General features: G+C 54.0%; 15 protein-coding genes. 7 read left to right on the top strand and 8 right to left on the bottom strand.

Going from position 1 to position 16,021, the window contains the following annotated elements; translation table 11 throughout:
• Window positions 1-94 precede the first annotated feature (94 nt).
• Together KM934_RS00215 and KM934_RS00210 are read right to left on the bottom strand one after the other, a co-directional pair.
• Window positions 95-547: a lipocalin-like domain-containing protein gene (locus KM934_RS00215; RefSeq protein ID WP_215758536.1), complete on the bottom strand. Its 453-nt coding sequence runs from the start codon at window positions 545-547 to the stop codon at window positions 95-97.
• A complete protein-coding gene (locus KM934_RS00210) occupies window positions 544-2,115 on the bottom strand; it encodes a capsule assembly Wzi family protein (protein WP_215758534.1) in 1,572 nt (523 codons plus the stop codon). Before KM934_RS00210 ends, KM934_RS00215 begins: the two co-directional genes overlap by 4 nt.
• A gap of 245 nt (window positions 2,116-2,360) precedes the next feature.
• On the opposite strand from KM934_RS00210, the gene KM934_RS00205 reads away from it, so the two are divergent.
• Window positions 2,361-3,344 carry a hypothetical protein gene (locus KM934_RS00205; protein WP_215758532.1) on the top strand — a complete coding sequence of 328 codons (984 nt, stop codon included), beginning with the start codon at window positions 2,361-2,363 and terminating at the stop codon, window positions 3,342-3,344.
• Between the two features lie 184 nt (window positions 3,345-3,528).
• On the opposite strand, the gene KM934_RS00200 is transcribed toward KM934_RS00205, so the two are convergent.
• Window positions 3,529-4,035 carry a histidine phosphatase family protein gene (locus KM934_RS00200; RefSeq protein ID WP_215758531.1) on the bottom strand — a complete coding sequence of 169 codons (507 nt, stop codon included), beginning with the start codon at window positions 4,033-4,035 and terminating at the stop codon, window positions 3,529-3,531.
• A 204-nt stretch (window positions 4,036-4,239) separates the two neighbouring features.
• Here KM934_RS00200 and KM934_RS00195 point away from each other — a divergent pair, with 204 nt between their 5' ends.
• Window positions 4,240-4,890 carry a DUF308 domain-containing protein gene (locus tag KM934_RS00195; protein ID WP_215758530.1) on the top strand — a complete coding sequence of 217 codons (651 nt, stop codon included), beginning with the start codon at window positions 4,240-4,242 and terminating at the stop codon, window positions 4,888-4,890.
• Between the two features lie 3 nt (window positions 4,891-4,893).
• Here the strand turns inward: KM934_RS00195 and udk are convergent, their stop codons facing one another.
• The 3 genes from udk to KM934_RS00180 are packed head-to-tail and all read right to left on the bottom strand — an operon-like array spanning window position 4,894 to window position 7,411.
• On the bottom strand, window positions 4,894-5,520 hold the full coding sequence (gene udk, locus KM934_RS00190) for a uridine kinase (RefSeq protein WP_215758528.1): 627 nt from the start codon (window positions 5,518-5,520) through the stop codon (window positions 4,894-4,896).
• A 46-nt stretch (window positions 5,521-5,566) separates the two neighbouring features.
• Window positions 5,567-6,190, bottom strand: a complete 624-nt coding sequence (locus KM934_RS00185) for a uracil-DNA glycosylase family protein (protein WP_252344817.1) — start codon at window positions 6,188-6,190, stop codon at window positions 5,567-5,569.
• Window positions 6,191-6,244: 54 nt separating this feature from the next.
• A complete protein-coding gene (locus KM934_RS00180; protein ID WP_215758526.1) occupies window positions 6,245-7,411 on the bottom strand; it encodes an endonuclease/exonuclease/phosphatase family protein in 1,167 nt (388 codons plus the stop codon).
• Between the two features lie 746 nt (window positions 7,412-8,157).
• Between KM934_RS00180 and KM934_RS00175 the strand changes: the two genes are divergently transcribed.
• The 5 genes from KM934_RS00175 to KM934_RS00155 all read left to right on the top strand — a co-directional run bounded on the left by KM934_RS00175 (window position 8,158) and on the right by KM934_RS00155 (window position 14,471).
• Window positions 8,158-10,713 carry a TonB-dependent receptor gene (locus KM934_RS00175; protein WP_215758525.1) on the top strand — a complete coding sequence of 852 codons (2,556 nt, stop codon included), beginning with the start codon at window positions 8,158-8,160 and terminating at the stop codon, window positions 10,711-10,713.
• Between the two features lie 15 nt (window positions 10,714-10,728).
• Window positions 10,729-11,577: a DUF5689 domain-containing protein gene (locus KM934_RS00170; RefSeq protein ID WP_215758524.1), complete on the top strand. Its 849-nt coding sequence runs from the start codon at window positions 10,729-10,731 to the stop codon at window positions 11,575-11,577.
• A 47-nt stretch (window positions 11,578-11,624) separates the two neighbouring features.
• Window positions 11,625-13,082: a choice-of-anchor J domain-containing protein gene (locus KM934_RS00165; RefSeq protein ID WP_215758522.1), complete on the top strand. Its 1,458-nt coding sequence runs from the start codon at window positions 11,625-11,627 to the stop codon at window positions 13,080-13,082.
• 112 nt (window positions 13,083-13,194) lie between these two features.
• On the top strand, window positions 13,195-13,446 hold the full coding sequence (locus tag KM934_RS00160) for a type B 50S ribosomal protein L31 (RefSeq protein WP_215758521.1): 252 nt from the start codon (window positions 13,195-13,197) through the stop codon (window positions 13,444-13,446).
• Between the two features lie 119 nt (window positions 13,447-13,565).
• Window positions 13,566-14,471, top strand: coding sequence for a DNA/RNA non-specific endonuclease (locus KM934_RS00155; protein WP_215758519.1), 906 nt, complete (start codon window positions 13,566-13,568; stop codon window positions 14,469-14,471).
• Between the two features lie 221 nt (window positions 14,472-14,692).
• Here the strand turns inward: KM934_RS00155 and KM934_RS00150 are convergent, their stop codons facing one another.
• Window positions 14,693-15,352: a hypothetical protein gene (locus KM934_RS00150; RefSeq protein WP_215758518.1), complete on the bottom strand. Its 660-nt coding sequence runs from the start codon at window positions 15,350-15,352 to the stop codon at window positions 14,693-14,695.
• A gap of 69 nt (window positions 15,353-15,421) precedes the next feature.
• On the bottom strand, window positions 15,422-15,973 hold the full coding sequence (locus tag KM934_RS00145) for a hepatitis A virus cellular receptor 1 (RefSeq protein ID WP_252344816.1): 552 nt from the start codon (window positions 15,971-15,973) through the stop codon (window positions 15,422-15,424).
• Between the last annotated feature and the right edge of the window lie 48 nt (window positions 15,974-16,021).

Raw genomic sequence — 16,021 nt, 5'->3', positions numbered from 1 at the left:
CTTCCCAACTCGGTCTAACGCCTGATTAGGAATTACCCCCAAAATCGAACAATGCTACATAGAGGATAAGGCTATTATTTGCTCTAACAGGAGGTTAAAACTTGCGGAAATGCAACCTGAGCATCTTGCCTCGCAGCACCATACGCTTGCCTGACAGGCGCTCCACGAAGAAGTGTTCGGCCAACTCGTTGACTCCCAGAGGGCGCAACACGTCGACGTTGGTGAGCAACGTGTCGTTCACATTGCGATCGTTCACCCTTCCATCGGAGAGCAACAGCGAGTCGGCCCGGTGCTCAAAGCGGAACATGTAACCGTAGGAAGGTGCCTGATGCGTATCGAGCATGGTGAGGAACTTGCCCTGCACACCCCAAAACACCTTACTGCTGGTCATATCGACCTGCACGCCGTTGGCCAACGTGTCCACTTGCGACAGTTGCCAATAGCCATCGAGGTCACCATTGTCTGAGGTCTCTATGAAGTCGCTACACGAGGTTGCAGCCATGGTCATCGCCAGGCAGGTGGCAAGAAAGAGAAAGGTCTTTTTCATAAGTTGAATACTCCTGATTTGGAAACAGTCAGTTGGAAACCGGCGTTGGAGCCGAGAATGTGGCCAAAATCCATGCCATAGCCGCCACGCACCTGCCAGCCCTTGGGCAACTGGTAGCCGGCCTCAACGAGGAAGCTCACGTTGTGGTGCTTCTTGGTGTAAGGCGTCACGTAGGTGCCAAGGCCCTCTTGGTAGGTGGCCAGCACGCGGTAGTCGAGGCGCGGCGTGGGCTGTCCGTCGAAGCCGAGGTGGAAAGCCATGAAGCGGTTGTCGGTAAAGGCTATGCTTCCATCCTCGTTGTAGATGGGCGAACGGTAGAGCGGATTGCCGATGGCCTGGCCCCAATGTTGCCAACCGGTGTAGATATAATGGTTGTAAAAGTCGTCACGGCCACCCAAGTGGTCGTTGCGGCCTACGGTATGGTCGTGGTAAACCGGACCGCTCTGGTACTTGGTGTAAAGATATTCGAACACCACGCTACGCAGCCACGTGCCATATTTCAGGTTGAGCTCGGCGCCCAACATCCAGTCTTTGAAGTCGTAAAGGAAGAAACGCGTCTTCTTCTTGGTGTTCCATTCGTCGCCCTCGCCATAACCGTCGTAGTCGAGCTGGAACATCGACGAGAGATCCTCATAGTACTTGTCGGCATAAAGGTGCCACGCCACCCGCTCGCCATCATAATTGAAACGAACGAGCCAACTACCCAACACGTTGCCTTCCTTGTTGCGATACACCGTTCCCTCGCTCGGCTTGTCGCCGCCTGCCGGCACAAAGGCATGCCAAAAGCTACTAATGCCCTTGTCGTTTTCAATGACGCGCATGCCGCCACTGCCGTCGGGCACATAGGCCGTTCCGCCAAAGAGGGTGGCTTGCTCCAGTCCCAACTCGAGCGACCAGGGAATGAAACGGTCCTCGCTGCCTATCTTCAGGTAGCCCGCCTTGCTGTGGTAGAGCACATGGTCGGCATATTTGCTTTGCTTATTGGTGAACGAATGTTGCCAACTGTCGTCGGTCATCATGCCGTAAGCGATGTGGCCTTTCACCTGAAGCCAACGGCCCAAGGCCGGAATGGTCCAATAGCGTGGCAAGGCCAGTCGCACCTGGGGCACCGGACGCGCGTTGATTCCCAACGTCTGCGACCCACTGCTCAGCCTATTGTTCTTCAACTCCATGGGCTCCTCCTTGGCTCCGATGGTCAGTGTGCCATGAAGCCAACGGCCCTCAACAAACGCCTGCTGCACCACCACGTTGCTGGTGTAATGAAGCGGGGCGGCCACATCGAGGCCATACCCCACGCCCCAACGGCGCGACGAGTCGTTGAGCAGCGGGCGAATGGCCGTGGCGCGCACATAGCCATTGGTCTCGTCGAGCGACGACAGGCCATGTTTATTGGCGTTGAGCCACAAGGGCGTCTTGTCTTTCGAGAACGAGCCTTGTGTCTCCACTCGGTACCGAATGCCCTCACCCAAGTCCAACTTGCCAGGGTGGGCATCGTATTGCCAAGCATACTGGGCCATCATAGGTGTGGTGGCCAACAGCGACACAAGCGCAAGGATCGTATGTTTCATCTTCACCTGTTTTCGGGGTTAGGGTGGATAGCCGAGGCTCCACCTTATTATTTTATAATATGCAAAGATACATGTTTTTCATGAGGCAAACGGCCTCACGGTCCACAAAATGACAAACAGAGTAGGGATTTTCCCTCACGATGTAGGGAAAAACCTTTTGATGCCCCAGATTATTGACGTATTTTTGCAACGTGAAAAGATGATTGAACATCATCGAACATGTTGAACAATAAAATGTCAGAGATATGAAAAAGTTCATGTTAACGCTTGTTGCACTGATCACAATGACAGTCCAAGCATCAGCAATGAGTTATGAGCAAGCCCGCGACCAGGCTCTCTTTCTCACCGACAAGATGGCATACGAGCTCAATCTCACTGACGACCAATATGAAGCCGCCTATGAGATCAACCTCGATTACCTGATGGGCATCAACGACCACCGCGATCTCTTTGGCAACTATTGGACCCAGCGCAACCTCGACTTTAGCTATATCCTGCTCGATTGGCAATACCGCGCATTTGTGAACGCTACCTATTTCTATCGCCCGCTCTATTGGGACGCAGGTTATTGGCACTTCCGCATCTACGCTCGCTACCCACATCGCGACTACTTCTACTTCGGACGCCCAACGTTCTACGTAAGCTATCGCGGCGGACACAGTTGGAGAATGAACGGCGGAGCCAGTTGGTACCACGGTCGTTCCTGGGGAGGTCCGAGACCCGATGGTGGTCACCGCGTAGGAATGCGCGACGGATTTGACCGCGGCGACTATGGAAGAGGCATGCAGTTGGCCGACAGAAACAACACACGCCAGTTTGGAAACGGCAACCGCACACAAGTGCAGCAGAGCGGGAACCACCGCACCTTCGGCAACGGCCAGCGCTATAACGGCGCACCCCAGCGCACCTTCGGAGGTTCTTCGCGCCAAAGCAGCACACGCACCACGGTGACACAGCCCAACAACGGGCAGCGCACCTTTGGTCGGAGCAACACAACAACGGTGCCCAACCGCACCTTCTCGCCCAGCAATGGCGCATCGCGCTCATTTGGAAACAGCAACCGCCAGGCTGCCCCCAGCAACAGCTTCAGGAGCAGCGGCATCAAGCAGTCGACTCCCACGCGCAGCTTCACCGCTCCCAGTAAGTCGAGCAGCCCCTCAAGGAGCTTTGGTGGCGGAAACAACAACGGTGGCAGCCGCTCTACCGGTGGCCACTTTGGAAGAAGATAAGAAAAGCGTTAATAACAACAAATCAGGCATGATAATCTGAATTAAGGAAAAAATAGCGTCAGGATAACTAAAACTAGAGAGTAATAAGAAAGGCGAAGGGCTGTTTACCACACGGTGAACAGCCCTTTCATTATTCCCAATCGGTCATTAAGGCCGAAACAGGAGAAATAGCAGGATGCTATGGTTACAGGGTTAGCTTGCGCACTTCGGCGTTGGCCATTTTCTCGATCTCGTTCATCGGCTTGTCGTAGTAAACGCTCTGGATAGCCTTGTTCATGATGCCATGGCCTACGGCAAGCACGGTCTTTCCGGGGTAAGTATCGCGCAGCCAAGCCATGAAAGCCTGCGCGCGCTGCTTCATGTGGTCGAGCGTTTCCACGTCATCGGGCCACGGCCGCCCCTTCAAACTGGGTATGAACTTACCCGTAAAGCCACCCCAGTCGCGCTCGCGGAGCAAGGGGGTGGTAACCACCTGCTGTCCATGGGGCTCGGCAATGATGGTGCATGTTTCCACGGCGCGCCACAGGTCGCTGGCCACAAACGCGTCGATGGCCACGTCTTTCATCTTGTCGCGCACCTCACGCGCCTGCTCCCGACCCGTCTCATTGAGCTGGCCATTGGTTTGTCCTTGCATAATTTGCGCCTTGTTGTCGACGGTCTCGCCGTGGCGCACCAGATACAATGTAGTCATTTGCTGATTTCGTTTTTAACCCCAATCGGTCATTGGCTTGTTACACTTAACACTGACAAGCGCCAAAAAGAACCCGTAACATCTTAGTTTCCTTTCCTTTGCGTTCTAACGAGCAATTGGGGGTTAATCATATTTCACATTCAGAATGTTGAAAAACTCACCGCCAAACGAGCGTTGGTAGCAACTTTTTATTACCTTTGCCACATGAAAGTATTCCAAAGCAGCATTTTCAGAGCTCTCTGCGCCATTGTCGTGGGAGCCCTTCTCGTGAAGTATCGCGAGCAGACGGTGACATGGATTACCATCGCCATCGGAGTTATCTTCTTCGTTTCGGGCGTCATCAGCACCGTGGCCTACCTGTCGGCAAAGCGTCAGGCCACGAAGGAGGGTGTGGAAATCTACGACGCCAAGGGCAACCGCCTCACACGTCCTGTGCCGCCGTTCCCCATCGTGGGCATCGGTTCGATCATCCTGGGCGCATGGCTCGCCCTGTTTCCCAACTCGTTTGTCAACGGCCTGATGTTTGTTTTGGCGGGCATGCTCATCCTGGGCGCGCTCAACTTGTTTTTCAACCTGGCTGCCGCCACGCGGTTCTCGTCGATCGGTTGCCTGTGGTGGGTGCTGCCCGTGGCCATCTTCCTTGTGGGCATCACGGCGCTCGTGAAGCCCAGCACCATAGCCTCCGCACCGCTGTTCATCATCGGTTGGGGCATGATGGCCTACGGCATGGTCGACCTGGTGAACACCATCAAGATTCATCGCTGCCGCAAGGCGTTCGAGAAAGCGCAGCAAGGCAACGACGAGGCCGACGTCGTAACCATTGAGGAGATTACCGACGAGCCCGAAGAGAAGTAGCCGCTACTCCTCTGGAACGAGCGTCTTGATGTAGTTGGTGAGCATGCCGATGCCCTTCACGTTCTCGCCTCCCTGTGGGATGATGACGTCGGCGAAGCGCTTGGTGGGCTCAATAAACTGCTCGTGCATGGGCTTGAGCACCTCCAGATAGCGGTCGACCACCATCGACACCGTGCGGCCGCGCTCCACAATGTCGCGTTGGATATTGCGGATGAGTCGCTCATCAGAGTCGCAGTCCACAAAAATCTTCAGGTCCATCATGTCGCGCAAGCGCTTGTTGATCAGCGTCATGATGCCCTCGATGATAATGACGGGCTTCGGCTCCACATGCACCGTTTCGGGCAAGCGGTTGCAGAGTAAGTACGAATAGGTGGGTTGCTCCACGGCGTTTCCGTGGCGCAACTCATTCACTTGCTTGATCAGCAGTTTCCAATCGAATGCGTCGGGATGGTCGAAGTTGATGGCTTTGCGATCCTCGTCGGTCATCTCGGTGGTGTCGTTGTAATAGCTGTCGAGCGGCACAACGGCCACGTAATGGGGCGGCAGGGCCTCAACTATTTTTCTTACGACAGTGGTTTTACCCGAACCGGTGCCACCTGCAATACCAATAATGGTTACATTATTTTCCATTTCTTATACGTTTTCTGAGTTTATAGGGCGTTGGGGCGTCAGGGATTCAGAGTCCCAAGTCGTCGAATAGGTTCTTGTAATATGCGGCCTTGCGCTCGAGCTGCATGGGGTAGGCGCGGCTCGAGCTGGGTTGGCGATACAGGCTCACCGTTCGCCCATCGAAAAGGAAGTCACGATGCTCGCCCATCTGCATTTTGCGGATATCTATGCCGTAGTGGCTGGCAAAGAGCTGGGTGGCCAACTGGCCCGCCGTAACCACTCCTTGGCAGTGGGGCAAGGCCCTCAAGAGACCGTCGAGGTCGGCGCGCTCCACCACCTCCAGGTCTTTGTCGGAGGCCGTTCCGGTGGTGCGCCGAATGCGGTTGCACGTGTCGTAGATGGCTATGCCCACCTCGGCCAAGAACCTCTTGAGCTCTGCCAGGCGATAGGTCTTGTGGGCCTCGTCCACGAAATGCAGTTTGTCGCCGAAGAAACACAGTCCCACGATGCGCCACATGTCGTTGGTGTAATTGGGGTAATACCAATCCATGCACCACCGTTTGGGGGCCGGCGGAAACGTGCCCAACATGAGCAAGCGGGCGTTGGCGGGCAGAAAAGGCTCAAAGGGATGGATCTCCACAGGAGCCTCATCCCTAAGCTGTGTTGTTTTTTCCGTTTGCACCATTGTCATGTTCCATGAGGTTACGTGTTTGCCTTGGATTCGCCTAACAGCAAATCGGTCGGCTTACTGCTTGGCCTTGTCCTTCGCCTCGCGCTCTTGCCTCTCGAGCTCACACTCGGCAATGTTTTGCTTCTCGGCCTCGGTGAAATCGGGCAACAGGCAATCGCCAGCGTCCTTGGTGGCCACACCTTGCTCCTTCATCAGGTAGATGGCGGTGGGCAGGTGGTCTGAATAGCCATCGAGCCACACACCGCCTGCGGTGGTGCGCTTTGTGCCGCCCTTATATTTGCCCTCGGTTTGGAAGAGGTAGGGCATGCGCTGGATCTCACACTTCCAGTATTTGAGCGTGCTGCCGTCGCGGTGTCCCTTCTTGTTGAGCAGGTTGGGCGAAAGGATGATCTGGTCGAAGAGGTTCCACGCGCCCTGATACATCAGCGTTCCCTGGCCTTGCTTGACGAGCACATTGTACCACGGGTTGAACATGTCGTTCTTTCCCACCTTTTCTATGTCTTCCTTGGCCGACAGGGCCTCGTACATACTCTTGTTGGTGGGGTCGTCGTTCATGTCGCCCATCACGATCACCTTGCAGTTGGGATTCTTCTTTTGGATGCGCTCTTTCAGCGCTTTTATCTGGGCTCCACCCACCTCACGCGAGTAGGAACCACCGAAACGGCTGGGCAGGTGGGCCACAATGACCACCACATGCTCGCCAGCCAGCAAACCGCTCACGGCCAGATAGCCGCGGGTGCGGAACTTGGCGTCTTGCTTCTCGGTGGGAACGTAGGGATAGAGCTTCACGTCTTTCACGGTGAACAGGCTGGGCTGGTAAATCAGGGCGCAGTCGATGCCGCGATGGTCAGGACCTTCCACATGGCAGAACTGGTAGTTGCGTGCTTTCAGGGCGGGCTGGGCACAGAGGTCGATGAGCACCTTGTTGTTCTCCACCTCACTCAAGCCGATGACCGCACAACCCACGCCGGGCAGCGTGGTGGTGGCCATATCGCTCAGGGCATGCGACATGTTATGGAGCTTATGACTGTATTTCAGGCCGTTCCAATGGTAGGATCCATTGGGAAGGAATTGGTAATCGTTCTTGCCTACATCGTGACACGTGTCGAACAAGTTTTCCTGATTGTAGAAGCCTACGGCGTAAACCGAGAACTTCTTTTGCGCTGACACGGTAAGGCACAATGCCAACACGGCCAACAATGCAAAAAAATGTCTTTTCATCTGTGTTTCTATTTTTTCTGCAAATATCGGAATTTATATTCAAACACGTGCCTGATTTACTGAAAAATTGCGGGCGGGCCGACCAAAATTCATCCGATTATACGATATGGTGCAAATCCGTAATTTCATACATTCACATCATGATGCATGAATTTGCATTTCCAATGGCGGGTCGGCAGGGCGCATCCCCCACCCTGCCATCCCATGTTCTCACGTACCCAAGCGCACCGAAAATAGCCAACAATCTATAGCCAAAACTACACACTTCTTTTTCACGACGGAAAGACGGGGCGCAAATATGCGATTCTCAGTGCATTTTTGTAACCACCTAACAATCAACACGTTACATTCATGGTTCCACTTTTAACCCTCCACATTCAACTTTCCGCCTTGCGGTTAGGCATGTTTCGCACCACGGAACATGCCTAAACGAGCCTCGAAAGACGCCTAAACGCAAGACGATACATGCCAAACCGCAACGCGATCAGGCATCTTTCGCAACCCCTTGGCTCAGAGAAGAGGGGACGAGGACGTAAAAACGGCTTGCCAGCGCGCTATTTCGGCCAAAATCGTCGACAAACTTTTTAACCAAATAACCTAACAAGCCTATCCGCTTCGCACCACCCCACACGGTAAGATTTTCTCAGATGGCAACAGAAAATTCATAAAAAAACTTTTGTATTCGGAATATATTTCGTTACTTTGCACCTTATATAATTAAACCATTAAAATCATATCCTTCAACTATGCAGAAAAAGCTTCTTTTCGCGCTGGTAGCTATGGGTATGGCGCATCAGGCCTGGGGTCAGTCAGACTCTATCGGCCAGCCTCCCATTTCCATCGGCGAGCAGGCTTTCACCTTCACCGAAGCACAGCTTGGCGAGGACGAGAACGTGACGCAGAGCGTGTCGCTCATCTCTTCCAACACCAACGCCTACGCCAGTCAGGTGGGCTACAGGTGGAGCCCTGTCAGATTCAAGTACAGGGCCTACAACGCCAAGTACAATTCGATCTACATCAACGGAAACCCCGTAAACGACATTGAGCGCGGCGAGTTCAGATACTCTTTCGTAGGCGGTTTGAACAACCAGACACGCAACGTGGAGTCGGCGTTGCCCTTCGAGAACAACAACTTCTCCATGACAGGACTGGGAGGCAGCAACAACTACAACTTCCGCCCGTCGGCCATGCCCGTCGGCCAACGTGTGTCGCTGGCCGCAGCCAACCGCAACTACACGGCGCGAGCCATGTACTCGTACAACTCGGGCCTCAACAACAATGGTTGGGCGTGGTCGGCATCGCTCACCTACCGCTGGGCCAACCGCGGATATGTGGAGGGAACGTTCTACAACTCGCTGTCGTATTACTTCGGCGTGGAGAAGGTGTTCAACAACCAGCACTCGCTCTCGCTCGTAACATGGGGCAACCCCACGGAGCGCGCCGCCCAAAGCGCATCGACCGATGAGATGTACTGGCTGGCCAACAACTACAACTACAACCCCAACTGGGGTTACCAGAACGGCAAGCGACGCAACAGCCGCATCGTCAACGACTTCGCACCTGCCGCCCTGCTCACATGGGACTTCAAGCTCGACGACCAGACGAAACTTACCACGTCGCTCCTCGGCAAATACTCCATGTATAGCAGCACACGCCTCAACTACAACAACGCCACCAACCCCGCACCCGACTACTACAGCCTCATGCCGAGCTATTTCTACGACGTTTGGGGTGGATCGGGCTCATCCAGCGCTTCCGACCTGGAGGCTTGGCAAACGGCGGTCAACTATTTCAAGGCCTCGAAGGCTCATCGCCAAATCAACTGGGACAAGCTCTACTATGCCAACAAGATGGCCTCTGCACAGGGCGCCGACGCCATGTATTACCAGCAGGCTTACCACGACGACCAGCTCGCGCTGACGCTCTCGTCGATCCTCCACAAGGACCTGACGAACCATAGCTTCTTAGACGCTGGCGTAAACCTGAGCACCAACAAGGGCATGCACTACCAGACCATGGAGGACTTGCTGGGCGCCACACAGTTCCACAACACCAACTACTACGTGGTGGGCACCTACGACATCAACGACCCGCGCGCCCTCTACGATGTGCGCGACGGCAACAAGCTGGTGCGCGAGGGCGACCGCTTCGGCTACGACTACAACATCTTCGTGAACCGCGCACAGGCTTGGGCGGGCTATCAGACGGAGATTAAGTGGGCGCGACTCTTCGCAAGCGGCCGAATTGGCGGCACAACGCTGCAGCGCGAAGGAAACATGCAGAACGGACTGGCCATCAACAACTCGCTGGGAAAGAGCGGAACGGCTTACTTCCTCGACGGTGGAGCCAAGGCCGGAGCCAACCTGCGCCTCTGCCAGGGCAACACGCTCTCGCTCGGTGTGGGCTATGAGTGGAAGGCGCCCGACGCCCGTGTGGCATTCGCCTCACCGCAAATCAACAACGACTTCGTAAAGGACCTCACCAACGAGAAGATCTTCTCGGCTGAGCTGGGCTACCAGTTCCAGAACAACTGGTTGCGCGCCAACGTGCAGGGATACTTCAGCCGACTGGCCGACGTCACCGAGTATAGCATGTACTACTACGACAGCAGCAACTCGTTCTCATACGTCTCGCTCTCGGGAATCAACAAGCAATACTACGGTGTGGAGTTGGGGCTCGACTTCAAGCTGACCTCTTCGTTCAACATCAACGCACTGGCCACCATCAGCGAGGCTAAGTATGCCAACAACGCAAAGGCCACCTACATGCTCTCAAACGATGGCAAGTATTACAACGACATCGTGGTCAACAAGAACATGCGCGAGGGCGGAACGCCCCTCTCGGCCTACTCGGTAGACCTGTCATACCACTCACGTGGATGGTTCATCGACCTCATTGGCAACTACTACGACCGCATCTACCTCTATTACACGCCTGTGACACGCTACTACAAGAACCTTCCCACGCTGAAGGATGAGAGCGGAAACATCATCATGGACGCCAACAACGAGACCATGCACGACGTAAGCAAGGCGCCCGACCAGGCCAAGGGACACGGCGGATTCATGCTCGACGCTTCGATCGGTAAGAGCATCTACGTGGGTAAGAACTCGCTGAGCATCAACCTGACGCTCACCAACGTGCTCAACAACCGCAAGATCGTTACTGGCGGTATGGAACAGAACCGACAGACCTACGACGAGAGCGGAGAGGCCATCCGCACCTACAACTTCATGAACAGCCCGAAGAAGTTCTACACGAACGGCATCAACGGCATGATCATCGTCACCTATAAATTCTAAAGAAAGGAGAACGACATGAAAATGAAAGCAACTTACTTTTTCCTCCTCGCCCTCGTGTGCAGCCTGTTCACGGCTTGCATGGACGGCGACTGGGATGAGCCCAACTTCAACGGCGGAGCTCCTTTCGGCAACAACAGCATTGAGGAGCACAACGTGATCAGCATCAGCGAGCTCATCAAAAAATATCCCAATGTGTTTGCCAGCACCGACCAAAACGCCAAGATTGAGGAGGATATCCAAATCAAGGGACGCATCACTGGCAACGACCTCGGTGGAAACATCTATAAGCAGGTAACCCTGCAAGACAACACAGGCGCCATCATCATCGCCATCAACGAGGGCGGCCTCAATGGCTACCTCGCAGAGGGCACTGAGATACTCGTCGACCTGAAAGACCTCTACATCGGAGGATACCGCAAGCAGCCTGAGCTGGGAGCGCCCTACAACGGAAACAGCATCGGACGTATGTCGAAAGACATCTGGGCGCAGCATTTCAAGATTGTAGGAGCCTGCGACACAACGGTCATCAAGGCGGTCGACTTCAACGACATCAAGGACGACATGAACAACAACTGCGCCAAGCTCGTTACGCTGAAGGGCGTCACTTTCAAGAACGCCGACGGAAAGAACACGTTCACCACGGGCACTGCCCAAGGCAACGCGGTCAACCAGCAGTTCAACGAGTATGGAACAAACGTTGTGGTGCGCACCAGCACCTACGCCGACTTTGCCGCCATGGCGCTGCCCTACGACAGCATCAACAAGAAACCCGCCACCTGCAACATCACAGGTATTGCCACACGCTACAACGCCACATGGCAAATTCTTATCCGCAAGACCAGCGACATACAGGTCATCAAATAGTTTACGATATATTGTATCATAGAATTCATTAAAAAGAAACAAATAAAATGAAAGCGATATTCAAATCCGTCATGGCTCTTATGGCCATCTGCGCATTCACGGCTTGCTCGGACGTGCCCATGCCTTACAGCGATCCCAGTGAGGAAAACGGTGGCGAAGAGAACACCGGCGTGTACCTCGACGAGAGCTTCGAAAGCAATTTCGGAAAGTTCTCGGTAAGCAACGTGAAGGGAACACCATGGGTCATCGACTACAAAACGGCCAAGGCCACAGGCTACGACAACGCCGCACAGAAGACCACAGAGTCGGAGTCGTACCTCGTGTCGGCACCCATCGACCTGACAAGCAGCAACGGAGCGCACCTCCAGTTTGAGTATATCCTGCGCTATGTCAACGCCAGCCAGAACGCCAACAAGGTGCTCATCACCGACAACTACACCGGCGATCCCACCACAACGGCATGGACCGACATGACCGGCACGCTCACCGAGGGTACCGATTGGCTCACATTCGTCACCTACGACAGGAACCTCCCCGAGGCGTTTATCGGAAAGAACAACGTTGTGATCGCCCTGATGTACTCATGCAAGACTTCCTCTTCGACCATCGAGGTGAAGAACCTCAAGCTCCTGGAGGGAACGGCCCAGAACGCCGGCGGCGACACGCCAAAGCCCAACACTGACCTCAACACCGAGGCTACGGCATGGACCGTGGCCGAAGCACTCCAGAAGATCAGCGAGAACGGTGGCGAGGCCCTCAGCGGTGAGGCTTACGTGAAGGGTGTTATCTCATCTATCGACTTCTACAACGAGACCTATAAGAGCCTCTCTTACTACATCTCAGACGACGGCAGCGCAAACAACACCCTGCAGATCTACTCTGGCAAGGGCATCGATGGCGCCGACTTCAACTCGAAGAACGACCTGAAGGTGGGTCAAAAAGTTGTGGTAAAGGGTATCCTGAAGGCTTTCAACGGCAAGAACGAAATGGACAAGAACAACCGTCTCATCTCGGTTAGCGGTGGTGGCGAAACACCCGCAGTAACGGGCCTGACAGCCACCTTCGCCACAGGCAACGATGGCTTCAGCGTCAAGAACGTATCGCTCAGCGAGGGACTCACAGAGGTGTGGAAGTTCGATGCCGCCAACAAGTGCATGAAGGCCAACGGTTACGCCAACAAGAAGAACAATCCCGCACAGAGCATGCTCGTGTCGCCAGCCTTCAGCCTTGAGGGACTGACCACCGCAACGCTGACTTTCAAACAGGCCGCCAAGTACATGAAAAACGCAGCCGATGAGCTCCAGGTGCTCGCCTCAACCGATGGCACCAACTGGACCAAGCTCAACATGTCGGCCATGCCCGACGGATCCAACTGGGATTTCATCAGCACCACATGCGACCTGAGCGCATTCGCCGGAAAGGCCACGGTCTACATCGCATTCCAATATACCAGCACCACAGAAGCAGCTCCCGAGTGGAGAGTGAACAATGTGGTGGTAAAGTAAGACCAACGGCATAAAAACATACGCAAATCTTTGGCGGGTTGCAGAATTCTTCGTAATTTTGCACCCGCTAATTGTATATAGCGCATTAATCATAATTACAACAATAAACAAAATGAAAAAAGGTATTCACCCAGAAAACTATCGCCCCGTCGTGTTCAAGGACATGTCCAACGGCGATATGTTCCTTACAAAGTCTACTTGCAAGACGAATGATACAGTAGAGTTTGAAGGCGAGACTTACCCCGTGGTAAAGGTTGAAATTTCAAGCTCTTCTCACCCGTTCTATACTGGTAAGAACAAGCTTGTCGACACTGCCGGTCGCGTTGACCGCTTCATGAACCGTTACGGTAAGTTGAAGAAGTAATACTCGACATACAATTACACGGTATAAAGCAATAAAAAGTGCGGTCGAACGTAGTTGCATATGCGTTCTGCCGCACTTTTTTCTTTCCTTACGCCCTGTAACATCATAGGACACAAAACATGAAACATTATCGTCTTGTAGCGTTATCGCTATTCGCCATCGCCCTGACTTGCTTCTCTTGTCAGGAAGACGACAACCTGCCCAGCCAGAAACCGGGCACACAGACTGGCGTAAACACCAACGCCAACGCCACCAATGTAAACCCAAACTACGGACGTTTGGAGTTTCCACGTCTGAAAACAGGAGGAAACAACCTTGTGCTGGTGCACTCCGTAGACAACTATGGCGTGAACTTCGCCGTGGAATGGGACTGCGACAAGAAGGCGCAACGATGGACTTGCTACCAGCTCAACTCCATCAACAGCGTGAAGAACTGGAGCCGCGACAACTGGAAAAAGACCGAATGGGGAGGCGACCCGTTCCAAGAGGACACCACCATACCACAGCAATACCGCACCACACTGGCCGACTACAGATCGTCGGGCTACGACCGCGGACACATCTGCCCATCGGCCGACCGCCTCAACTCAAAGGAGGCCAACGAGCAGACCTATTACCTCAGCAACATCCAGCCGCAGGTAAACGGGTTTAACACGGGAGTGTGGCTGACCATGGAGGGCGCGCTGCGCAACACCTGGAACACCAACAACTACCGCGACGTGCTCTACATCTGCAAGGGCGGAACCATCGACAAGAGCAGCCAGATAGCTGGCTACACCTCGAAGAGCAAGCTCATCGTGCCCAAATACTACTTCACGGCTATCCTCTCGGTAAAGAACGGAAAGTACCACGCACTCGGACTGTGGTTTGAGCACAAGTCGAACGAAGACACCAAGCTCCGCAACTACGCCGTAACCATCGACCGATTGGAGAAGCTTACCGGCATCGATTTCTTCTGCAACCTGCCCGACGCCATCGAGAACGAGGTGGAAGCGAAGATCGACCTCAAATGGTGGGGCTTGTAAAAGGCCATTCGCTCGCCCACTCCACATAGGGCAAGAACCAACACAAACAAAGGAGGCAAACACCTGTCGATGGTGTTTGCCTCCTTTGTTTGTGTTGGCCCAATGTCTGACAGGCAAGAGCCGACGGCTTGTCTAAGAGCAGGCAATGCCATATATGGCTAAAGCCAATGACTCGTCTGACAGGAGCCAACCGTATGTTTGAAAAGGTCCGAAGCGTGGGATTAGCGCATTACGAGCTTCAGCTTCACGGCCTTGCAACCATCGCTCGTGGGCTGTGCCGCCTTGGCGTTGCTGTCGCCCTTGTAGCGCTCAAACCAGAAGTCGTCGACCTCACCGCCATCGGCAGCCCAGAGGTAGCCTGTAAAGGTGCGGTTGTCGAGGTTCAGGTCGTCATAATCGATGGTCATCACATAGTCGCTCGTTGTGCCATCGCTATGCTTCTCCTTGTAAGTAAGGTAAATAGTGCCGTTGTTGGGATCGATGTACCATGTGAAATTGCGGGTGAAAGGCTCATCGGCGATATACTGCTTGCCCCACTTGTCGTAGTAGATTTCATAGTCATATTGTGTTCCCGTACCACTGATGCTCTGGCGGTTATACTGCTTAAACTCGATGTCGGTGCTGTAGAGGATGCTGTCGATGGCCACACCGGCCGAGTCTATTTGGTAAGCCATCAGCTCGCCTCGCCACTGTCCGGCCAGCGTCTGCGCCATGCTCACACAGAAATCCTCATCGTCGTCTTCATCCGGACGGTTGTTGGGGCGATAATCGCCACCATAGTCGTAATCGCCATACCAGTAAGGATCATCATCGCCACAGCTGGTCAGCACCATGGGCAACGCCAGCAACATAGCCACCCATATCATCTTCATTGTTTTCATATTGCGCATCTTGATTTAGTTGTTGTTAATTCGGTTCGTTACATTCCTAACTGGCTCTGCGATCGCTACTCACTCCTGGGTTTTGAAAACCCTCATGGGCTTGGCGTCGCCCGAGGCAGCACGCACTCCGGGTGCGGGCTTGGCGTAATAGCCTGTCCAACAGCCGTAATCGTAGTCGTTCCAGTTGGGCGATGAGGTGTGGTTCATGCGGAACTTGACTTTCGTGTCACCATAATAGATGGTTCCGTCGAAGTAGTTGTCGTCGAGACGGTAGTTGGCGATCTCAACGTACGTGTCTTCCTCCATGAGGTGGATGCGGATAACACCACCGCGCACCTTCCACTCGGTGTGGTTGGCCACGTAGCGCCAAGGGGCATCGCCAGCGTAGTGATCTATCCAATAACCCGTTCCCGAACTGTATCGGTAGGGATCCTGCACAAAGCAGAGTTCCGTGTAAGTGGCGTCGTAGGTGTATCCATCGTAAACGGAGCTCACATACATGTTACCCCTCCACGTGCCTTCGAGCGTGTAAGCTATGTCGTAATCCTCGTCGCACGAGGTGAGCGTCAGCGCCATCATGGCCACCAAGGCCATCGTCATGAGAGTAGAAAGCTTTTTCATAATCGAATCGTTTTAAGTTTCCTTAATGTTATATGCTGCAAAAATAGT

Origin of the sequence: Hallella faecis (assembly GCF_018789675.1) — a bacterium.
Taxonomy (GTDB): domain Bacteria; phylum Bacteroidota; class Bacteroidia; order Bacteroidales; family Bacteroidaceae; genus Prevotella; species Prevotella faecis.
This window is presented reverse-complemented; position numbering and strand designations above follow the sequence as displayed.